Below are 21,812 nucleotides of genomic sequence, written 5' to 3'. Positions count from 1 at the left end.
CTATGCGACGATCCTCACCGGCACCGACTTCGCCGCCGGGACGTGCGCTTTATGAGCCCTGTGCCACAGCGGAATCAAAGGATTGAGTTCGGGATAATAGCCGGCGCAGTTGCCGCTTGGTATGGAGTAAGGCGTGATCCGCAGGCCTCCCACCCGCCGCTCGACACCGTCATCGGCATGCGCCTCGAGAGCGACTTCCTGCCCGGCGCTGAGCCCCATCCGTCGGATGTCTTCCTCGTTCATCAGCAAGACCATTCGCGTTCCGATGATGCCGCGCAACCGATCGCGATAACCATACACGGTCGTGTTGAACTGGTCGTTCGACCGTACTGTGATCAGCGTCAGTACGTCCTCGCCCGACACATCGATGTCGGGGTCGGTTTCCAGCGTGGTGGGCAGCTTGAAATTCGCCTTTTTGTTCGGCGTTTCCCAGACGCGCTTCGACGCCTTGATGTCGCGATGGAATCCACCTGGCGTGAGGAAGCGTTTGCTGAAATCCTTGAAATGTGCCGGGAAACAGCGCTCGATCTCGTCGCGGATGCGGGAATAGTCAGCGACCCAGTCGTCCCAGGGAATCGAACTCATGCCGGCGACGGTCGCCTTGGCGAGTTCCGCCACAATGCTCGGCTCGGACATGAGATGCTCGCTCGGTTTTGGCCGCGACCCGAAGGAACCGTGAATGCAGGCGGTCGAATCCTCCATCGAGACCCATTGCGGCCCGCTGGCCTGAATGTCCTTCTCCAGCCGAGACAGGCATGGCAGCAGATACGTGACTTTCCCGGCGATCAAATGGCTGCGGTTGAGCTTGGTCGCGATCTCGACGTGCAGGTCGAGGTTCCGCCAGGCCTTCTCGACCAGTCCGGTTTCCGGAACGGCCCGCACGAAATTACCGCCGAGTCCGACGAAACCGCGAACCCGCCCGTCGATCACGCCCTCGCACGTCTCGACGGTATCGAGCCCCTTATCCCGCGGCGGCTCGAAGCCGTAGAAGTCGCGAAATTTATCGAGCGGGACGAGCTCCGGCTTTTCGGAAATGCCGACCGTTCGCTGTCCCTGCACGTTGGAATGTCCGCGCAACGGCGATATGCCGGCTCCGGGCTTGCCGATATTGCCGCGCATGAGCAGCAGGTTGCACAGCATCTGCACATTCTCGGTACCGTGGCGATGCTGAGTGAGCCCCATGCCGTAATTGCCGATGACCGCATTGGCCGAACTGTATACTTCAGCGACATGTTCGAGATCAGCCCGCGAGATGCCGGAACGTCGAACGATGTCTTCCCAATCGGTCGCGCGCAGATAGGCTTCGAAGTCGGCAAAGCCGTATGTATGCTCCTCGATGAAAGCGGTATCGAGGACGCGTTTTCCGCCTCGCTCTCGGGCTGCGTCATCGAGCGCCAGCACAGCCTTGGCGATACCGGTCATGGCCGCAATATCCCCGCCCGCCCGGATCTGGAAGAAATCGCTCGACATTTTCGTCCCTGGGCCTGGCGACAGCATCTCGACCGGGTTCTGCGGGTTCTTGAATCTCACCAAGCCCCGCTCCCGCAGAGGGTTGAAGGTGATCACCGGGACACCGCGCTGGCGAGCGTCCTCGATGGGGTGTAACAGGCGCGGCGCGGTGACACCGGTATTGTGGCCGAAGAAGAACATCATGTCGGATTTGGCGAAGTCCTCCAATTGCACCGTGCCGACAGGAGAGCCGATCGATTCCGGTAGGCCGACCGACGTCGACTCGTGACACATGTTCGAGGAATCGGGCAGGTTCGAAGAGCCGTAGATGCGGGCGAAGAGCTGATACATGAACGAGGCCTCGAGCGAGGCGCGTCCGGACGTGTAGAAGACCACGGACTTCGGGTCGAGGCGCCTGAGCTGAGCGCCCATATCGCCGAACGCGTCCGGCCACGCCACAGGCTCGTATCTGTCGGTGGCGCGATTATAGCGCATCGGCTCCGTCAGGCGTCCCTGTTTCTCAAGATCGTGATCCGGCCAATCCAGGAGTTCGGTCACTCTATGGGTGGCAAAGAAGGACGGCTCGCAGCGCCTGCTGGTCTGCTCCCACATCGTTGCCTTGGCGCCGTTCTCGCAGAACTCGAAAGGCCGCGGCTCGGCCGGTTTCGCCCATGAGCAGGAGACGCACATGTAGCCGTCCGCCTTGTTCTGCTTCAGCAACGTGCTCCATATGTCGGACAGCAGCAGCCCCTGGTCCCGCGCGTTGCGGATCAAAGACTTGAGCGAGCCCCATCCGCCGGTCGGATGATTGTATTTCTTGATCTCGACGCGATCGGTGACAGCAGGTTCCATGTGAGTCGTCCAAAAAAGAGGAAAGCAAAGAGAAAACCAAAGCGGGCCTCAGTTGTTCCAGCTTGCCTCGTCAGTGACTCATCGTAGGCCGCCAGTGCTCAGGCTCGCTAACGGTAGCGCACGGTCGTGTCGGATGGCTCAATTGTGTCCAAGGAGGCGCTGCCGATCTCCACCAAGAGGGCCGAAGGGCGATGCCGGACAGCCTTGAACCGAGCGGACGATTGAGGTGGTGCCCGTCTATCATCAGCTTCGCGCTGCCCAGGGCAACCGTGGACGTCCGGCCGCCGCTGCGCTGCGCTCGTTGATAGGAGAGATCGTGCTCACGCCCGGCGACAAGCGCGGCGAGGTCCATGCCGAGCTATGCGGCGAGCTGCTCGGCATTCTCAAACTCGTCAACCCTTCATGCGCCAGGGGTATGGTGCGACCTGAGCTCAGATGTCGGGTTATAGCGCCCGGGCGGCGAGCGACACTATGGTTCGAAAGGCTCTCCCAGCGAAGCCACGCCGTTGAGCTTGAGCAGACGCCGGTTCGAAGAAATGATGCCCAGCACGACGATTGTCACGAGATAAGGTAGGCTCGATAGAAGTTGCGAGGAAACGGCGAGCCCAGTTGTCTGGGCCGCGAGGCTTGCGAGGGACACGGCGCCGAAGAGGCAAGCACCAAGGAAGATACGGCTGGCAAGCCAAGTGCCGAAGACGACGAGCGCGATCGCTATCCAGCCGCGCCCGGCGATCATGCCATCGGCCCAGAGCGGAGTGTAGACCACGGCCGCGTAGGCACCGGCAAAACCCGCCAACGCGCCGCCGAAAGCGACCGCGGCGAAGCGCACGGCGATTACCGGATAGCCGAGCGCACGGGCCGCCTTGGGATTCTCGCCGACGGCGCGGATGACGAGGCCGGTCTTGGTGTAGGCAAACACCGCCCAAATGCCGACGGTCGCAGCAAGCGAAAGCCACACGACAATGTCTTGGCTGAACAGGCCGCCGATGACCGGGATATCTGAAAGCCAGGGCAATGAGAGCTTCGGAAGCCCTTTGACCGTGAGGCTCTCAAAACTCTTGCCGAACAGCGCCGACAGGCCCTGGCCGAGGATGCCTATGGCAAGGCCCGTCGCAACCTGGTTCGCCCGGAATCCCAGCGCCACGACCGCAAAGACAAGGGAAAGAGCGGCGCTGGCGAGACCAGCGGCGAGGAAACCCAGGAGATGCCCGCCGCCTTGGTAGACGATGATGAAGGCAATGACTGCGCCGAGGGCCATCAGGCCCTCCACACCGAGATTGAGGACCCCGGCGCGCTCTGCCACCAGTTCGCCGAGCGCCGCCAGAAGGAACGGCGTAGCCGCCGCCAACATCCCGGCGATGATGAACTCCACGGCGTTCATGGCGTGCTTGCGTGGGCGGCATGGCGCCATTCGAGCCGATAGCGGACGAAGGCGATGGCGACAAGATAGGCAAGCAGCAGGCTGCCCTGGAAGACCCTGACCGCAGCGACCGGCAGATTTGCCGAGACCATGGCGTTATCGCCACCGATATAGAGGGCCGCCATGAGCAACGCGGAAAAGACGATACCGACCGGGTGAAGGCCTCCGAGATAGGCGACGATGATGGCGGCATAGCCGTAGCCGGTCGAGATGGAGCGCTGCAACTGTCCGAGCGGCCCGGCGACCTCGGCCGCTCCGGCAAGGCCTGCCGCGAAGCCACCGACGAGGAGCGAAAGCCAGATCGCGCGTCCTTCGTTGAAGCCAGCGTATCCGGCGGCGCGCGGCGCGAGGCCGCCGACCTGCAGCTTGTACCCCGCGAAACTCCTCTGCATGAACACCCAGGCGCCGAGGGAGAAGGCGCAGGCGACAAGCAGCGAGACGTTGACGCGGGTGCCGGGGATCAGGATCGGCACCATCGCGTCGTACTGGAACATCACCGATTGCGGGAAGTTGAAGCCATTCGGATCCTTCCAGGGGCCGAGAAGCAGATAATTGAGCAATTGCGCGGCAACGAGCGCCAGCATGAGCGACACGAGAATCTCGTTTGCGTTGAGCTTCACGCGCCAGAAAGCCGTTAGCGACGCCCACAGCGCGCCGCCCAGCGCGCCGATGACCAGCATCGATGGCCAGATCCACTGGCCCGTTGCCTGCGGGAACCAGACGGGAATGGCGGATGCGAAGATCGCGCCGAGGATGAACTGGCCCTCGGCGCCGATGTTGAAGACCTTCGCGCGAAAGCCGATCGCAAGCCCCTGCGCGATCAGCAGGAGCGGCCCCGTCTTCAGCAGAACTTCCGAGAACGAGGCCCAGGACAGGAACGGCTCCAGAAGCATCGCGTGGAAAATAGCGACCGGATCGCGGCCCATCAGGAGGTAGAGGCCGAGATTAAGCAGCGTCGCCAGGGCGAGCGCGACCGGCGGGGCGATCAGTTTGACGGGAAGCGAGGCATGCTCCCGGCGAACCAGAAGGGGAAGGAACGGACCGGAGAGAGCGCTCATGGGACCTTCCTGGCCATCGAATGCGCGCCGATCATGTAGCGGCCGATCTCCTCGGGTCTGGTATCGCGCGTCACCAGCGGCGGGCTCAGCCGGCCCTGATGGATCACCTGGATCGAATCGCAGAGTTCGAACAGTTCCTCCAGCTCCTCCGAGATGACGAGGATGCCCATGCCTTCGTTGCGCAGGGCGACAAGGCGCCGGCGGATGGCGGAGGCCGCGCCGATGTCCACGCCCCAGGTGGGTTGCGCCACGAACAGCAATTTCGGGGACAGCATGATCTCGCGGCCGACGATGAACTTTTGCAGATTGCCCCCCGAAAGCGCGCCAGCCTCCGCTTCGGAACCGGGCGTGCGCACGTCGTATTGCCGGATGCAGTCCTCGGTGAAAGCCTTCGCCCGGGCTGTGTCGACAAGGCCGCGTTTCAGCAGGCCGAATGGATGGGCGGTCAGAAGGCTGTTGAGGACGAGCGACATTTCCGGCACCGCGCCGCGGCCGAGCCGTTCCTCCGGAACGAAAGCGAAGCCCAGTCGGCGGCGGGCGGCCGTATCGAGCGCGCCGACATCCTTTCCCATCATGTAGATGCAATCGGACTTTTGGCGCGGCAGCACCGTTTCGCCCGAGATCAGCGCCGCGAGTTCGCTCTGCCCGTTGCCCGATATGCCCGCTATGCCGAGGATCTCACCGGCACGCACCGTCAGATTGACGTCGCAAAGCGGCACGGCGAAGGGATCATCGGGCTGATGGTCCAGGCCCACGATTTCGAGGCGCTTTTCGCCGCCGGAATGCGCCAACGCCGGCATGGGCTGCGGCATGTCGCGGCCGATCATCATGCGGGCGAGGTCGTGCGCGTCATGGTCGCGCGGGTCCACGTGGCCGGTGACGCGCCCGCCGCGCAGGATGGTCGCTCGATCGCAGACCGCCCGGATCTCCTCCAGCTTGTGCGAGATGAACAGGATCGAAACGCCGCCGTCGCGCAGCCGCCGCAAAGTCTCGAACAGCTTGTCCACCGATTGCGGCGGCAGGACGGAGGTCGGTTCGTCGAGGATCAGGAGCTGGGGTTCGGTCATCAGGCAGCGAATGATCTCCACCCGCTGCCGTTCTCCCACCGAGAGCGCGTGCACATGGGCAAGCGGATCGACCTCTAGTCCGAAATCGCGGCCGAGCATGCGAATGCGCTCGGCAAGGTCCGATTTGCCCTTGGGCACGACCAGCCGGATGTTCTCCACCACCGTCAGCGTCTCGAACAGGGAGAAATGCTGGAAGACCATGCCGATCCCCTTGCGCCTCGCATCCGCAGGGGAAGCGAGGGCCAGGGGGTCTCCTTTCCAGGTCGCCATTCCGGCGTCCGGCTGCTCGACGCCGTAGATCAGCTTCATCAGCGTCGACTTGCCCGCTCCGTTTTCCCCGAGGATCGCATGGATCGAGCGTGGAGCCACATCCAGATCGATGTCTCGATTGGCATGGATCTGGCCGTAGCTCTTGGAGATGCCGCGCAGCGACAGGAGCGGGACGGTCACGGTCACTTGGGCAGCGGCGTGGTGACACCCTTGACGTGCCAGTCCATGGCAACGATCTCGGCTCCGGTCATCGTCTTGCCGGCGGGCACGCCCTCGCTGCCGTCGGCCTTGACGATCGGACCGGTAAAGGGCGAGAAGCTGCCGTCGGCGATCTTGGCTTCAACATCCTTTATCCTGGCCATCATGTCGGCCGGGATACCCGGGTTCCAGTCAACGACCTCGACCACCTTGTCGCCGACACCCAGGAAAGCGTTTGCGCCCTTGAAGGTGCCGGCGATGTGGGCATCGACCGAGGCCTTGAAGAAGGGTGACCAGTCGGTCGCCACGCAGCCGAGATAGGTTTTGGGCGCGTATTTCTTCATCGACGAGTTGAGGTTGAAGGCGGGGATGCCGGCTTCCTCGCAGGCCGAGACGACGGAGGGTGTGTCCTGCGCGTTGGAGAAGATCACGTCGCATTTCTGCGCCAGCAGCGCCTTGGCGGCCTCCTGCTCCTTGGCCGGATCGAACCAGGAGTTCACCCATACGACCGAAACCTCTACATCGGGCTTTACCGCCTGCGCTCCCAGCGTGAAAGCGTTGATGGAGGTGATCAGCTCGGGAATGGCGAAGGCAGAGACCGAGCCGAGCTTGCCAGTCTTCGAAAGCGCGGCTGCCGCCATGCCCATAAGGTAGGTACCCTGGGAATATTGGGCCGCGAAGGGCGAGAAGTTCGGCGCCACCTGGAAACCGGAAGCGTGCAGCACGGTTACATCGGGATTGCGGCGCGCGATCTGCAGGGCGCCGTTCTGATAGCCGAAGGAGCCGGCGACCAGGAACTTGTTCCCGTCGGCGACCGCCTTGTTCATGATCCGGTCGGCATCGGGTCCTTCCTGTATGTTCTCGATGATGGTCACCTTCACCTTGTCGCCGTAGGCTGCCTTCACAGGCTCAAGCCCGTCGGCGAGCGCACGGCCCCAGCCGACATCGCCGACCGGCGACGGGACCACGAGCACGATGCCCAGAGGTTCATCGGCGGCAAGCGCGCGGCCGCCCACCGCCACGACGAGCCCAGAGGCGGCCGCGCCTTTCATCAATGTTCTGCGGGTAAGATTTGTCAGCATGTCGGTTCCCCTTGTTTTGGTTTCTAAAATTCCACCGTCGCAAGCGCCGCCTCGGCTTGCGCGAACAGCCTGGCCTCGTCGAGCCCCGGGAATTCGCCTTTGGCCCAGACGATGCGGCCGTTGATCATGGTCATGTCCGTCGGCGCGCCGATGCCCACCTTGGCCAGCAGGCTCAGCGGATCGTGCCGTGTGCCGACATAGTCCATGCGCCGCGTGTCGATGGCGAAAAGGTCGGCGGCCATGCGGGGCGCCAGCCTGCCGATGTCGCCGCGTCCGAGCAATGCCGCGCCTCCGGTCGTCGCATAACCGAGAAAATCGGCCGGCGGCGGCACCGGATGGTCGCGCGTCGACGCCGACAGGCACTGCAGCATGTAGGCGGAATGGATGCAGTGCATCAGGTTGGAATTGTCGTTTGAGGCGGCCCCGTCGCAGCCCAGACCCACACTGAGTCCGAAGGCCGACATCGCCGGAATGTCGGTGATTTCGGCGCCGACGAGATAGACCGGTTCCGGGCAGTGGGCGACGCCAGTGCCGCTCGCGGCCATCTTGCGCAGCTCGTCGTGGGTCAGTTCCCAGCAATGGGCATAGAAGGTATCCGGCCCGCAGAAGCCGATCTCCGCGCAATAGTCCACCGTGCGCATGCCGTGACGGGCCTCGATTACCGGGCTTTCGCCCTCGCCGACATGGGTATGCATGCGCACCCCGCGGTCGCGCGCCAGCGCCACCGATTCCACGAAGGTGTCGCGATAGCAGTTGACTGGCTGGCAAGGTGCGATGACGACCTGCCGCATGCCGAAGGGACCGGGATCATGGTAGGCGTCGATCAGCCGGGCGCAGTCGGCGATGAATTCGTCGGTCGTTTCCAGCATGGCGTCGGGAATGGTCGAGCCTTCCGATTTGGGCAGCGTGTTGCCGCCACGTCCGGCATGGAAGCGCATGCCGAGCAGTTCGGCTGCTTGGAACTGCCGGTCGATCAGCCGCTTGCCCGCCGGCCGCGGAAAGCAATACTGATGGTCGAATGCCGTCGTGCAGCCGTGCTTTATCAGCTCGGCCATCGCCGTGACCGATGCATGGTAGAAGCATTCCTCAGTCAGCCGCGAGAAAATGGGATAGATGCGGTCGAGCCATTCGATGACCGACAGCTTCGTCCAGTCCAGATCGGCGCGGTTGCGCACGAAGCATTGAAAGAAGTGGTGGTGGGTGTTGACGAGGCCGGGATAGACGAACCAGCCAGCGGCGTCCTGCGTGATTGTTCCAACGGGCAGCTCTGCCTTGTCCAGGCCTGCGCCGATGGCCCGTATTGCCGGGCCGTCGGTCAAGACATCGACATTGCGTCGGATGTCCGGACCGTTGCCCTCGTCCACGATGACCGCAGCGCAGCCCTTCAGCAAATAGCCCGCCACGTCAGGCCTCGCCGACTTCGAGGACGGGCGCGGGTGTCAGTTCGTGCAGCCGGTGGATGCCCGGCATCTCGATGAAACCCTCGAGACTGCGGACCGCCCGTGACCAGAGCCGGATTGCCGGATAGGGGTCGAGCGAAACGCCGCCGTCCGGCGCCAGCGCAACATAGGGAAAGCAGGCAATGTCGGCGATCGTCGGTCGATCCGATGCGAGGAAGCGCTGGCCGCGGATATGCTGTTCGACGAGGCCGGCTTCCAGCTCCCGCAGGGCCGCTATTGCCTGCTCCCGAAGGGCGGCGATATTGCCCGGACGCAGCAGCATCTCGTGCAAGCGCGCCGCCCCAAGGCTCGCGGTCAGCCGGTGCGAAAAGGAGAGCCATTGCTGGACGCGCGCCGCCCGCCCGACCGTATCATTGCCCAGCCATTGGGGTGCCGCCTTCGCGGCGAGATAGACCAGCATGGCCGAGGATTCGGTCAGCACGAGGTCGCCATCCTCCAGGATCGGGATCGAACCGGCCGGATTGAGCGCCATGAGCTCAGGACCGCGATGCTCGCGACCGGGATGGAAGTCGACAGGACGGATGTCGAGCGTCACCCCGATCAGCGCAGCCATGAGGCGCACCTTGTAGCAGCTCGGCGACAGCACGTAGTCGTAGAGCTTCATTGCGCCACCAGTTGCGCGCCGTAGGTGTAGCCGTGGCGTTTCAGCCAGCGCCGGTAGGCAACCGAGGTAAGGTCGGCGCGCGTGGGAATCTCCATGCCGGGATCGAGCGGGAGCAGCGTCGGAATTTGGTTTTCGAGGATCGATCGGTCCTGAACGAAGATCGTCTGCTGGAAATGGATCAGGTCGGCCATCGGTGTTTCGTCATCGAACAGCGCCATCCATGGCCAGACGTCGCATAGGTCTTCGGCAAGTGGCTGCACGAAAAGTGTGATAACGTCCCATTCCGCCGGGCGAGGCGGGCAGGTCTTGTAGAGCACCGAGCAGGTCGGCGCGGGCACGCGGTACATGTATTCCGTGGTGATGCCACCTTCCGCCGACTTGGCGGCCTGCGGCTGGTAGAACTTCACCTGAGTGGCCCAAACCTCGTCTTCGTCCTCTCGGATCTCGACCTTATAGTTCTGCACCTCCGTATGCGGCTCGGCCCCCAGTATGTCGGTATGCACGAAAGGAAAATGCGCGATGTCCAGGAAGTTCTCCACCGCACGCAATGGCGAGCAGCGCACGCGCACCACCCCGACATCGACGAGCCGGCGGCCCGGCTGATCGGCCTCGGGGATCGCAAACAGCGGCTTTTGTGGATTGCCGAGCGATGACCAAACATGGCCATAGCGGATGCAGGCGGGCAGGTCACGTCCGTTGCCGCCCGTGACCTTCGCGTTTCCATCTTCGCCGCGCCTCACCGCGATCGGCTCGCCCATCAGGGCCGTCCTGCACCCATGCGCATCGAGCTGGCTAGCAAGGCCGACAGGGTACCATCCATCGATCATCGCGTTGCGGGTCATCGGGCGATCCCGGCGCGTGCAATATCCTCGGCCGCCCGCCGCAGCGCCTCGGCGGCCCTCGACGCGGCGATACGCTTGTCCGGATTGCTGTCCTCGTCCACCAAAACATGCATCAACGTGCGCGCCTGCCCATCGGGAGCAAGCAGCAGCCGGACGGTCCGGTCATCATAGGTGTAGTCGAGCAGGTCTCCAGCGGCCGTCGTGCCCGCGGCTGCCTCCAGCGCCACGATTCCCGCTTCCACCACCATGGAGCGGAGCGGCGCAAGGCCCTCGAACCGCGGCGGCCCGGCGGCGGGTTCGCCAACGGAAATCCATATGATGCCGCCTCCATCCTCGACGTGCTGCGTTGCGACACGAATCGTGTCCGGCGGCGTCAATGCCGGATGGGCCGGAATGCGCTGGCAGTTTCCCGCCTTGGCGTAGCTCCAGCCGTGATAGATGCAGGCCAGGGTCTCACCGCGTACGAAGCCGTGGGAAAGGCGCATGCCGCGATGGGGGCATCTGTCGGCGAAGGTCGCCGCACGGCCGGAGCGGGTTCGCCAAAGGGCAACCGGTCCGGCCGGGGATTGCGCCGGCATAACGGTTCCCGCCGGCAAGTCCGCGGAGAGGGCAACAGGCATCCATGAGCCGGTGGGATAAGACGGCATGCATCAACTTTCAAAACGGCACCAGCATCTTCCCGAGCGAAGCTTCGCGGTCAAGGATATGCTAATACGCCGGGTTACGTTTGCACAACATTTCCTCACTGGCAATAATGCCTAAAAAAGGTGCATCACACCTCCGCAGGCAGAGGGCCGCAGGCCCAGAAACTTAGCCCGATTCGCTCTCGATCGGTGCCCGGCGGATGGTCTCGACCCAGACATCGATTGGTCCAAGAGAGCACCCCATCTCCATCATGTCGATGAGTTCGACCGGACCGGCAATGTCGAGTTCAATGCGGTCGGGACCGGCAACGCATATTGCATGCGCGAGCCCGAGCTTCGCGGCATGACGCTCGATCCACGGAAGAAAGGATGCCACCTCGACATCGCCGAAGATCGTCATGCGCTCCCGCCAGGAACATCGATTTTGCTCGTTCATAGAAAACCTCGGCAATGAAGCTGATATTCTATCTATCTATTTACATCGTGCTCAATCGCTGAAGCATCTGCTTTGAGAGCGTCGTCACGCCAGACCTGAAGTCGAAGACTGCTATGTGCGAGTTGATCCTCAAGATCGACAGACAGGTTTCGGTCCAACTAGTCGCGCTCACGACCTGGTTGATATGCCTTCGACGACGCGCTACGGGATTGAGGGATCGTATAGGCCGCTGGCTTCCCAGCGCGACCTATCCTGGCGGATGGAGGGCGCCGACGGTCGCGAAACACTCAAGAAGCTTTTCACGATTTCTCCCTAGGGGTCCAAGGAGCAGCGCGTGCTCAACCGCCTCTGGACCCAGATCAAGACCGGAAGCTAAACGGAATATGGCGGCTCAAACCTTTTTCGAGCGGCGCCGCGGCATGGAGGCCTGCCGCCGCGTCGTAGCCATGCGACAGAGGAATGGCAGAGGGACAGGGCGAAATCTCTGGGGTCGGTAAAGAGCAAATTCACGCTCAGGGCCGACCAGAATGACTCCCGCGATCTCCAGCACGCCGCTGCCGAGAGCGCTTTCTCGCGCCGGCAGGATATGGTCGGGCGCCCGTGACGGGCGCAACTCGGTGGCGATCTGGCCAATTGCCAGTTCCGCCGCGTTAACGAACTGGCTGTGTCTGATGCTACCGGCCTCGCGATCGTTTGAGCCTTTCCGACCCGATCAGATCGAGCGTAGCTGCGATCACGTTCGCGTGGCTGCGTTCACAGGACAGCAATGAATGCTCAAGCCCGCATGGCCTTCCACAATTTTCGGGCGCGCCATGGTATCCGCGCAGGCGGGGTTCATGGTTGCCGCGACCACGAAGACCGCCAGTCCCAATCTCTTCAGCAATTCAGTGCTCCTCATCAGGCTTGATCGCCAGGCGTCGGAGTTGGCCTCCTGCTTTGCAATGCCGAGAGACGGTTGAGCAGGTTGAGGGTGATCCTCCCCACGTCGTTCATTGCTTTGCCGGCAGGCAGCGCGCCGCACCAGGCGACCGAACTTGCTGAAAAGATCAGGCCGCCCGCAGCAAGATTTCGTAAGGTCATTTCGGCGCAGCGACGGCCGACGCGTTCTTCATCCCCGCCCGCGTACCAGCGCGAGGGATCCTGGAAGAAGCCGGCCGGAAAGTCCGTCGCGCGGGCGATCACGACGGTGTCGGCCGACGTGCCCAGGGCCGGGTTCGTCGCATCCACCTCGTAACCCGCGGCGGCACCCAATACGATGCCTTCCGAACCGAAGGTTTCGTCCTCGATGCCTTCAAACAACCATGCGCATTCCGGCGCGTGGCTTTCGGGCGTTCGCGTGAACGGGCGCGCGCCGTCGAAACCCATCAACGAAATCGCGCCGCCGACCAGTGAAAACTCGCCGCGGCCCCGGGAGCGAAGGTGGCCGCCAGGCTCGTTGGTTATCGACAGATATTGTTCGCTGACCGGACCATCCCAAGTGCGGCCAGGTTCCAGGGGCGAGCGGCGCAATTCCATCAGGTCGTCCTTGAAGGCGACCGTTCCGGCAAAGCCGTTTCCGCCGAGATAGGCGATGCTGCCTCCCTCGGCCGCGAATTGCCGCAGCGCCCCTTCCATCTCGGTCGACATGTATTCAGGATGGCTTCCGGTCACGACGGCTCGATGCCCGCGGAGAGCCTCGATCCCCTGCCGATGCAGATCGTGATCGGTGACGATATCGAGCGCTATGCCGTTCTCGTTGCAGAATCTGAGGAAATGCAGATCGACCGGCAAGTTGTGAGGGCAGCCGCATAGCGGGTAGTTGTAGTCGTCCCGCAACGTCACCTTGGGTTTGCGATAGGAGCAGATCGACACGCCGCTGAGATCGGAGTGATAGTCGTAGAGCGACTTGAGGCTGTTTGCGATGGCAAAGCGGTGTCCGCGATCGTCGCACTTCCATTCATAGAGTTGGTCTGGGAGATACTCGTCCGCGTAAGCGAGATAGGTCGCGGTCGGCAGCAGATAAAGCAGCGGCGAGGAGGCACCCGCGGAGGTGACGAAGAACACGATGCGCTCGTAGCCGCCGTCCCATTCCACCTGGAAAGCGTACACGCCCGGCTTTGCATTCTCGGGCACCGCGGCGCGATGGGAAGCGGGCCAATCGAGCGGTCCCATGTCATCGTCATGGCAATGGACGGCATCGTAGTGCGAAGGCACGAGCCGGGGGTCGAAGCTTGATCCGTCCCAGCGCGCCGATGTCACGCAGAATGTAGGCTGATTGATCACATCGAGCGCCAGCGGAACCGGTCCGCCTGACGACAGGATCGATCCCGTCGGCAGCAGAGTCGGAAAATCCCAGGCGATTGGCCCCTGAGAAGTCTCCAGCCGAATAGCTGCAAATCTCGCATTGAGAGTGAGCTCGCTTCGAGAGCTGCTCGCGCCGAAGAGGACGTCGCGCCCTTGTGGATGCCATTCGGCGTCGCGCAGGCGCCGCTTGAATTCGTAAGGGGCGAGGAGGTCGTGAGATTTCAGCTTGAAGAACGGCTCGCCCTCATGCAGGCCGAGCTCGACGGTCAGCCAAACCCCTTGCGGAACCGGCGCAGACAACAGACGATCATTCCGCATCTCCAAGGCGATCTCCCCATCGCGAAGGCTCAGCAGAAAGGACCCCGCTTCCAGGATCGTGCGCGGCCCCGTATTGCGGGTGAGAAACAGCTCAAAGCGGATGCCCTTGACGGCAGGCGCTTTTGCAAGCTCCTCGGCACGCAGGCGAAGGTATGATCCTTGATCGAAGCTGCGATGGGCGTCCGGCTCGGATGTCGCCTCGATTGGCCAATCCACAAAATCCGCGGCTTGCGTGTCCAGCCGGCATATCCGCACGCTCTCCACTGGCCGGCTGCAGGAGAGGCCAAGTTCCACCCGCTGGCCGGGCCTTACGCTCCAGGGCGTGGCATAACCGGCAGCGCTCATCGCTCCATGGTCAACCAAGCGGCGCATCGATCGTGCCTCTCAAATCCATGAATGACGGAGCGACTTCGCGGTCTTGGTTCCAGATCGACCGGTTGTCGCGCATGCCCCTCAACCACTACCGCAACCCAGTTGATTTGTATATGCTTGTATAGGTAAGTTCGATCCATTAGGCTCAGGGCGAGATCGCCAAGCCGGCCGTGCCAAGGAGGATCGCATGCGCAACGCTCCGCTCTTCGACCTGTCGGGCCGGAAAGCACTTGTCACCGGCGCAAGCCGCGGCATCGGGCGTTCCATTGCCGAGGCGCTGAGCGCGGCCGGCGCCGATGTCGCCGTCACGGCACGCAGCCTTGCCTCGCTTGGGGAGACGACGGCGACCATCCGCGCCGCCGGCCGGGTGGCGCATGCCATCGCCCTGGACGTCACCGATGTCGGCCGCTGCAGGGCGGCGACGGCCGAGGCCGCCAGCCTGCTCGGCAGTCTCGATATTCTCGTCAACAATGCCGGGATGGAGGAAGTCCGCCCCTCGCTCGATGTCGACGAAGCGCTTTGGGACAGGATCGTCGACACGAATCTCAAAGGCGCATTCTTCTGCGCCCAGGCCGCCGCGCAGCACATGAAGGACGCCGGTCGGCCCGGCGTCATCATCAATCTTTGCTCGCTCACCTCCGAAGTCGGGATTCCGACGGCTGTGCCCTATGGCTCGTCGAAGTCGGGCCTGCTCGGCATGACGCGCGCTCTGGCGGCCGAGTGGGCGGATCTGGGGATCAGGGTCAACGCCATCGCCCCCGGCTATTTCAGGACGGCAATGACGGAAGTGTTCTACGGCAATGAGGCATGGCGGCAATCGATGCTCGCCAAAATCCCGCAACATCGCTTCGGCGACCTGTCGGACCTGCACGGGATTGCGGTATTCCTCGCCTCCGATGCCTCGGCCTACATCACCGGTCAGTCCATCCCCGTCGATGGCGGCTTTCTCGCGTCGATCTGAGATGGCCTCTCATCAGCTGGAGCTCGAGTTTGCTGGACGCAGAAAATGCTGGCAGCTGTTATACGTACATGTATATACTTTATAGGCTGGCCATTGTTCTATCTGCGGTCCTTGCCCCGTATTGCCGGTCTTAAAGGTCTTCCAGTCGTGTGACCGGCCATCGCCAACCGCCACTGCGTTCCAGGAGAAGGAGCAGCCATGTCCGATATCAGCTTCCACGACCTGTCGACCCTCGACGCCGACCGGCGGGCCGGCTTGCTGAGGCGCGCCGAAGCCGATCTTTCGGTCTTCGTCGAAAAGGCCCGTCCGATCATCGAGGCGGTCAGGACCGAAGGTGACGCCGCCCTGCTTCGGTTCGCGCTCGAGCTCGACAAGGCCGATGTGGCCGATGGCGGGCTCGAGGTCTCGGAAGCGGAGTTCGACGCGGCATTCGACAAGGTCGAAAAGGATGTCGTGGAGAGCATCCGGTTCGGTATCGAGAACATCAGGCATTTCCACGAGGAGCAGCGTCCGGAAACGATGTGGCTGAAGGAAGTCCGGCCGGGCGCCTATGCGGGTGACAGATACACCCCGATCGCCTCCGTGGCGCTTTACGTTCCGCGCGGCAAAGGCGCCTTCCCGTCGGTGACGATGATGACCTCGGTCCCGGCTGTGATTGCCGGCGTGCCCCAGATAGCGATCGTGACGCCGCCGACTTCCGATGGATCCGTCGATGCCGCGACCCTGGTTGCCGCACGCCTCGCCGGCGTCGAGACCGTGTACAAATGCGGTGGCGCCCAGGCGGTCGCTGCTGTCGCCTATGGCACCGAGACGGTGAAGCCCGCCGTCAAGATCGTCGGGCCGGGCAGTCCCTGGGTGGTTGCGGCAAAGAGCCTGCTGTCCTCGGTCATCAACACTGGCCTTCCGGCCGGCCCGTCCGAAGCCATCATCTTTGCCGATGACAGCGTCGATGGCGGCCTCGCCGCGCTGGACCTTTTGATCGAAGCCGAGCACGGGCCGGATTCCTCGGCCTATCTGGTGACGCACAGCCGCAAGGTCGCCGAGGCCGCGCTTGCCGCGCTGCCGCAGCATTGGTCCCGCATGAGCGAACAGCGCGTCGAATTCTCGCGCGCGGTGCTGACCGGAACGCGCGGCGGCATCGTGCTGACCGCATCCCTGGAAGACAGCTATCGCTTCATCAACGACTACGCTCCGGAGCATCTCGAGATCCTGTCGAAGGAACCGTTCGTGCATCTCGGGCACATCACCGAAGCGGCCGAGATCCTCATGGGTCCGCATACGCCGGTGACGCTCGCCAACTTTGTCCTCGGGCCCAATGCCGTGTTGCCGACCAGCCGGTGGGCGCGCACCTATGGGCCGCTGTCGGTCACGGATTTCGTCAAGCGCTCGTCAGTGGGTTATGTGACGTCGGCGGCCTATCCGGAACTCGCCCAGCATGCGCGCAGGCTCGCCCGCTATGAAGGCTTCAGCTCGCATGAAAACGCGGTGTCGGAAATCCGCAGCCGCTATCTCTCGGTCTGAGCGGAAGCGAAGACGATGAAGGCCGCGCGACTTTACGGACCCGGCGACTTGCGCGTTGAGGATATCGCCGCCCCGGGCGTCCCCGATGCGGGCTGGGTGAAGCTCAAGGTGGACGCCGCGGGCATCTGCGGTTCCGACCTGCACAATTTCTGCACCGGTCAATGGATAAGCCGCTCGCCTTCGACGGCCGGCCATGAATTGACGGGCACAGTGATCGCCGTCGGTGAGGGCGTCGACACCATCGCCATTGGCGACCGGGTGGTCGCCGATTCCCGCTTCTGGTGCGGAGAGTGCGCGCAATGCCGTGCCGGCGGCCGGCATCTTTGCACGTCGCTCGGCTTCGTCGGCGAAATATGCGACGGCGGATTTGCCGAACAGGCCATGCTCCCCGCGCGCCTGTTGCATAGCGTCGATGCCGCGCTTGATGCACGGGTAGCGGCGATGGCCGAGCCGCTCGCCGTTGCGCTGCACGCGGTGCGGCGCCTGCCGAAAACAGCAGGCTCGGTGCTTGTCCTCGGCTGCGGGACCATCGGCGGGCTTGCCGCCTTGCTGCTATCGCGGACGTTCGCGGGCACCGTATTGATCGCCGACCGCAACCAAGGCCGCTGCGCTCGCGTCGCGCGCGTGACCGGCGCCACGATCGTCGACCTGGACGCGGACGCCATTGCCTCAGCGACCGGGGATGCCCCCTTGCTGGCGGCCGTCGAGGCGACAGGCAGCATCGCCGCGCTCAGTCAGTTGCTGGGTGTTCTCGGCCCGGGCGGCACCATTGCGATGGTCGGCATCTTCCACGGCCGGCTCGACATCGACCCCAACATGCTGGTCGAGCGGGAGATCGCGTTGCTGGGCTGCCACGCCTTCGCCGACGAGCTTCCCGATGCCATCCGGATGCTGGGTGAGCTGAGCGAGCCGCTGATCAGCCTGATCGACCGCGAGATCGGCCTGGATGACGTCCCCGCGGCCTATCGGCGGCTGTTGGCAGGCCAGGGCGACGGCTTGAAAACAATCATCCGAATGCGGCAACCCCTTGAGCATTCCTGATTTCCGATGCTTGCCGGAAAGGACATCTGAAATGAACACTCTGCCCGATACGGCCAGCCCCCTCTACGAGAAGGTCAAGGACTACATCCTGACGAACATCGGAACCGGCCGGTGGAGCAAGGACCGCAAGCTGCCGTCCGAAAATGAATTCGTGGCAGCGCTTGGCGTCTCCAGGATGACGATCCACCGTGCCTTGCGGGAACTGACCTCGGCGGGATTTCTGATCCGGCTGCAGGGCGTGGGAACATTCATTGCACCGCCGCGGCCGCAGTCGGCCCTGATCGAGATCAACAATATCGCGGCCGAGATCCTGGCACGCGGCAACAAGCATCGTTCCGAGGTTCTCGTCCTCGAAAAAATCATGCCGGAAAAGGAGCTTGCGCTGTCCTTCGAGTTCGCCAGGCGTTCGTCGGTCTACCATTCAGTCGTCGTCAATTTCGAGAACGATCTGCCTGTGCAACTGGAAGAGCGCTTCGTCAATCCGAGCCTGATACCCGACTACGACAAGCAGGATTTTTCCAAGACCGCGACCTACGACTATCTGATGCAGAAAACACCGGTGACCGAGGTCGAGCACATCATCTCGGCAATCCCAGCCGATGCCGAGACGGCGCGGCATCTGGGCATCGATGCCGGCAGCTGCTGCCTGCTTCTGCACCGCCGGACGTGGACGGGAGCGATCGTCGCCACCATCAGCAAGCTGACCTATGTCGGCAGCCGCTATTCGCTCGGCAGCCGGTACTCTCCTTCCAAAAGCGGCTGATCGCGGCAAGGCGAGCCCTGTTCCGGCGCAAATCGCGTGACGGATTCCTGGATGCGATCGGCCCTAACGCTATGCGGCAAACGAATGCGGTCTGATGTTCCGAAAGTTGCGAACCCAACCTGTCCAACTTGTATATGCATGTATGTATTTTAGTCTTGACATTCACCGCCGCCGACGTCGAGTATCCTTGCGCTTCTGTTGAAGCGGCAGGTAAGACGCCGAGGCAGAGTGCCGCAAGAGCATAAGCCTGCATTCTCATCCAGGCCGGATATGCAGTTCAAAGAGCGGCGCGATCATAAAGGGGAACAGAGATGATGCGTAACCTAGCAGGACAATTTCGTGCACTCGTCGCGGCTGCCGTCATCGGGTTCGCCCCGGCGGCCTTTGCCGCCGACACGGCCATTCCCGCGACGCCTGAAGCGGGCACCTTCAAGATCGGCATCGAGCCATGGCTCGGCTATGGCCAGTGGCACGTCGCCGAGGCCAAGGGCCTGTTCAAGGCAAGTGGGTTGTCGGACGTCCAAATCGTTAACTTCGCGGAAGACAAGGACATCAATGCCGCGCTCGCGAGCGGCCAGCTCGATGCCGCCAACATCGCGACCCATACCGCGATGGGTATGGTTGCGGCGGGCCTGCCGGTGAAGATCGTGCTGCTGCTCGACGTCAGCATGACGGCCGACGCCATGATCGCCGGCAAGGATATTTCCTCCGTCGCCGACCTCAAGGGCAAGCAGGTCGCCTTCGAGGAGGGCACGACCAGCGACATCCTGCTCAAATACGCCCTTGCCAAGAACGGCATGTCCATCGCCGATGTGCAGCCGGTGCCGATGCCGGCGGCCGACGCCGGCAGCGCGCTGATTGCCGGACAGGTCCCGGTCGCGGTCACCTACGAACCTTATCTCACCGCGGCCAGGGCGCAGAACAAGGACGTCAAGCTGCTCTTCACCGCCGGCGAGGATCCCGGCCTGATCAGCGACGTGCTTGTGGTGCGCGACGAGGTGATCAAGTCGCGACCCGGCCAGGTGCTTGCCATGATCAAGACCTGGGATGCGGCCCTGAAGGACTACAACGGCGATACCGCCGGTGGCCGCGCCATCATTTCCAAGGCCGTCGGTTCCAGTGTAGAGGACCTCAACACGGCCTTCGACGGCGTGCGCTATTATTCTCTCGCCGAGAACAAGAGCGCTCTGACCGGCGAGTTCTCCACCAAGACATTCGCCGACGTCGAAGCCGCCGCCAAGAATGCCGGGCTGCTCCAGGCCGACGTGACGCCGGAGCAGATGATCGACCCGTCATTCGTCAAGGCCGCGGAATGACCAAGGCTGCGTCGCGGTGGTAGCGCGGATGTCCGAGCAGCGTGCCGCCAAAACGAGCCAATCCGGCCCCGCGCAAGGACCGGCTGCGCGACCGGTGCCGCGCCGCCGATCCTCCGGAATCGGCGCGCCCATCACGCGGTCGCGTTTCCTGATGATCGCCGTGGCCGTTTTTGCCGGCCTCGGCCTTGCCTGGTGGGCGGCAACAGGCCTGGAGCTGGTGAAGCCCATCTTCCTGCCTTCGCCGGAAAGCGTGGCGGGGCAGCTCGGCAAGCTCTGGAGCGACGGCACGCTGTGGCTGGACCTCAAGGCCTCGATATACCGCATCTCCGTCGGCTTCCTGATCGCCTCGGCACTGGCGATTCCGATCGGCGTGCTGATCGGCAGCTTCAGGGTCTGGGAAGCCGCCGTCGAGCCGCTGGTGGATTTCATCCGCTATATGCCGGTGGTCGCCTTCGTGCCGCTTTCCATCCTCTGGTCGGGCACCGGCGACGCCCAGAAGTTCCTGATCATCTTCATCGGCACCTTCTTCCAGCAGGTCCTGATGATCATGGACAATGTGAAGCGGGTGCCGACGGATTTCGTCGGCCTCGGCAGGACGCTCGGCCTGCCGGACCGCAAGATCCTGACGCGCATTGTGGTGCCCAGCGCCCTGCCGGGCATCTGGGACACGCTGCGCATCAGCCTGGGCTGGGCGTGGACCTGGCTCGTGCTGGCTGAGCTCGTCGCGGCGACATCCGGCCTCGGCTACCGCATCACCGTGTCGCAGCGTTATTTCCAGACAAACACCATCATCGGCTACATCCTGCTCTTGGGCGTGCTCGGTCTCATCACCGACCAGGTGATGAAGGCGCTGGGAAAGGTGCTGTTCCGGCAGGAAGGGCACGCGCAATGAGGTCCGCCCGATGAGTGTGCCCAAACTGCGCATCGAAGGCCTCCACAAGAGCTTTGGCACCGGGGAGCGGCGCACGCAGGTGCTGCGCGACATCAATCTCGACCTTGCCGATAACGAGTTCGTCTCGCTGGTGGGCACGTCGGGTTGCGGCAAGAGCACGCTGCTGTCGATCGTTGCCGGGCTGCAGGATTTCGACGCGGGCGAGCTCGACATCGACGGCTCGCCGATCCTCAAGCCCGGCCTCGACCGCGGCGTCGTCTTCCAGTCCTACACGCTGCTGCCTTGGCTGACGGCGCAGCAGAACATAGAATTTGCCCTCAAGGCCGCCGGCTATGATCGCTCGACCTGCCGCAGGATCGCGCGCGAGCATCTCGACCTCGTCAAGCTTCCGCACTGCGCCGACCTCTACCCGTCCGAACTGTCGGGCGGCATGAAGCAGCGCGTCGCCATCGCGCGGGCGCTGTCCTACCGGCCCAAGATGCTGCTCATGGACGAGCCCTTCGGCGCGCTCGACGCCTTGACCAGGCACCAGATGCAGGAGCTGCTGACGCAGATCTGGGAGGAGCACCGGCTGACCGTGCTCTTCGTCACCCATGACGTGGAGGAGGCCGTCTATCTGTCCGACCGCATCGTCGTCATGGGGATCGGCCCGGGACGCATCATGCGAACCTTCAACGTCGACATAGAGCGCCCGCGCCGGGAAGAGGTCATGGAAAGCGCGGAGTTCATGGACCTGCAGCGCAATGTCCACAAGGCGATCCGCGAAGCTTCAAGACGCCCCGAGATGGCATGAGGCGAGCCGGCCTTGCCGGGCCGCCTGCGGAATCGCCCTCTGCGACTAACATAATCCTTCTCCGTCAATAGCTTACGAAGCGGTTCGCCAAAGTTGACAAGAGCCCGCGGGCGGCGGTGTCGCAGCTTCCGATTGGGCTGACTACGCCAAGCAATCCAAGGCAAAGCAAG

At 63.3% G+C, this 21,812-nt stretch carries 18 protein-coding genes; 7 read left to right on the top strand and 11 right to left on the bottom strand.

The features are described from left to right. From LB526_RS00735 to LB526_RS00685, 11 genes are all read right to left on the bottom strand, one after another. On the bottom strand, positions 1 to 2,301 hold the full coding sequence (locus LB526_RS00735; RefSeq protein WP_224625682.1) for an FdhF/YdeP family oxidoreductase: 2,301 nt from the start codon (positions 2,299 to 2,301) through the stop codon (positions 1 to 3). Between the two features lie 469 nt (positions 2,302 to 2,770). Continuing rightward, positions 2,771 to 3,682, bottom strand: a complete 912-nt coding sequence (locus LB526_RS00730; RefSeq protein WP_224625681.1) for an ABC transporter permease — start codon at positions 3,680 to 3,682, stop codon at positions 2,771 to 2,773. Beyond that, positions 3,679 to 4,779 carry an ABC transporter permease gene (locus LB526_RS00725; RefSeq protein WP_224625680.1) on the bottom strand — a complete coding sequence of 367 codons (1,101 nt, stop codon included), beginning with the start codon at positions 4,777 to 4,779 and terminating at the stop codon, positions 3,679 to 3,681. The genes LB526_RS00730 and LB526_RS00725 overlap by 4 nt, the downstream gene beginning before the upstream one ends. Next, complete coding sequence (locus LB526_RS00720) at positions 4,776 to 6,296, bottom strand: ABC transporter ATP-binding protein (RefSeq protein ID WP_224625923.1); 1,521 nt, start codon at positions 6,294 to 6,296, stop codon at positions 4,776 to 4,778. The genes LB526_RS00725 and LB526_RS00720 overlap by 4 nt, the downstream gene beginning before the upstream one ends. A gap of 2 nt (positions 6,297 to 6,298) precedes the next feature. Then, positions 6,299 to 7,393 carry a BMP family ABC transporter substrate-binding protein gene (locus LB526_RS00715; RefSeq protein WP_181174715.1) on the bottom strand — a complete coding sequence of 365 codons (1,095 nt, stop codon included), beginning with the start codon at positions 7,391 to 7,393 and terminating at the stop codon, positions 6,299 to 6,301. A gap of 26 nt (positions 7,394 to 7,419) precedes the next feature. Further along, positions 7,420 to 8,799, bottom strand: coding sequence for an amidohydrolase (locus tag LB526_RS00710; RefSeq protein ID WP_224625678.1), 1,380 nt, complete (start codon positions 8,797 to 8,799; stop codon positions 7,420 to 7,422). 1 nt (position 8,800) lies between these two features. Further along, positions 8,801 to 9,460 carry a glutathione S-transferase family protein gene (locus LB526_RS00705; protein WP_224625677.1) on the bottom strand — a complete coding sequence of 220 codons (660 nt, stop codon included), beginning with the start codon at positions 9,458 to 9,460 and terminating at the stop codon, positions 8,801 to 8,803. Continuing rightward, on the bottom strand, positions 9,457 to 10,302 hold the full coding sequence (locus LB526_RS00700; RefSeq protein ID WP_224625676.1) for an aromatic ring-hydroxylating oxygenase subunit alpha: 846 nt from the start codon (positions 10,300 to 10,302) through the stop codon (positions 9,457 to 9,459). The genes LB526_RS00705 and LB526_RS00700 overlap by 4 nt, the downstream gene beginning before the upstream one ends. Beyond that, positions 10,299 to 10,949: a Rieske 2Fe-2S domain-containing protein gene (locus tag LB526_RS00695; protein WP_224625675.1), complete on the bottom strand. Its 651-nt coding sequence runs from the start codon at positions 10,947 to 10,949 to the stop codon at positions 10,299 to 10,301. Before LB526_RS00695 ends, LB526_RS00700 begins: the two co-directional genes overlap by 4 nt. Positions 10,950 to 11,112: 163 nt before the next feature. Further along, on the bottom strand, positions 11,113 to 11,382 hold the full coding sequence (locus tag LB526_RS00690; protein ID WP_411966906.1) for an acylphosphatase: 270 nt from the start codon (positions 11,380 to 11,382) through the stop codon (positions 11,113 to 11,115). Positions 11,383 to 12,279: 897 nt separating this feature from the next. Next, a complete protein-coding gene (locus LB526_RS00685) occupies positions 12,280 to 14,328 on the bottom strand; it encodes a N,N-dimethylformamidase beta subunit family domain-containing protein (protein WP_224625673.1) in 2,049 nt (682 codons plus the stop codon). A gap of 214 nt (positions 14,329 to 14,542) precedes the next feature. Between LB526_RS00685 and LB526_RS00680 the strand changes: the two genes are divergently transcribed. From LB526_RS00680 to LB526_RS00650, 7 genes are all read left to right on the top strand, one after another. After that, complete coding sequence (locus LB526_RS00680) at positions 14,543 to 15,316, top strand: SDR family NAD(P)-dependent oxidoreductase (protein WP_224625672.1); 774 nt, start codon at positions 14,543 to 14,545, stop codon at positions 15,314 to 15,316. 198 nt (positions 15,317 to 15,514) lie between these two features. After that, positions 15,515 to 16,837 carry a histidinol dehydrogenase gene (hisD, locus tag LB526_RS00675; protein WP_224625671.1) on the top strand — a complete coding sequence of 441 codons (1,323 nt, stop codon included), beginning with the start codon at positions 15,515 to 15,517 and terminating at the stop codon, positions 16,835 to 16,837. Positions 16,838 to 16,852: 15 nt separating this feature from the next. Then, complete coding sequence (locus LB526_RS00670) at positions 16,853 to 17,878, top strand: zinc-dependent alcohol dehydrogenase (RefSeq protein ID WP_224625670.1); 1,026 nt, start codon at positions 16,853 to 16,855, stop codon at positions 17,876 to 17,878. Between the two features lie 31 nt (positions 17,879 to 17,909). Beyond that, the gene (gene hutC / locus LB526_RS00665; protein WP_095768633.1) at positions 17,910 to 18,641 is read left to right on the top strand and encodes a histidine utilization repressor; all 732 of its coding nucleotides are present in this window, start codon (positions 17,910 to 17,912) and stop codon (positions 18,639 to 18,641) included. A 314-nt stretch (positions 18,642 to 18,955) separates the two neighbouring features. Next, positions 18,956 to 19,957 (top strand): ABC transporter substrate-binding protein, encoded by a 1,002-nt coding sequence (locus LB526_RS00660; protein ID WP_224625922.1) that lies wholly within the window; start codon positions 18,956 to 18,958, stop codon positions 19,955 to 19,957. A gap of 28 nt (positions 19,958 to 19,985) precedes the next feature. Then, complete coding sequence (locus LB526_RS00655; RefSeq protein WP_411962427.1) at positions 19,986 to 20,849, top strand: ABC transporter permease; 864 nt, start codon at positions 19,986 to 19,988, stop codon at positions 20,847 to 20,849. Between the two features lie 10 nt (positions 20,850 to 20,859). Continuing rightward, complete coding sequence (locus LB526_RS00650; RefSeq protein ID WP_224625669.1) at positions 20,860 to 21,642, top strand: ABC transporter ATP-binding protein; 783 nt, start codon at positions 20,860 to 20,862, stop codon at positions 21,640 to 21,642. The last annotated feature ends 170 nt before the right edge of the window (positions 21,643 to 21,812 follow it).

This window comes from Mesorhizobium sp. CA6 (assembly GCF_020165035.1).
GTDB lineage: Bacteria > Pseudomonadota > Alphaproteobacteria > Rhizobiales > Rhizobiaceae > Mesorhizobium.
The sequence above is the reverse complement of the archived record's forward strand: the minus strand, read 5'-3'. Positions and strand labels throughout refer to the sequence as shown.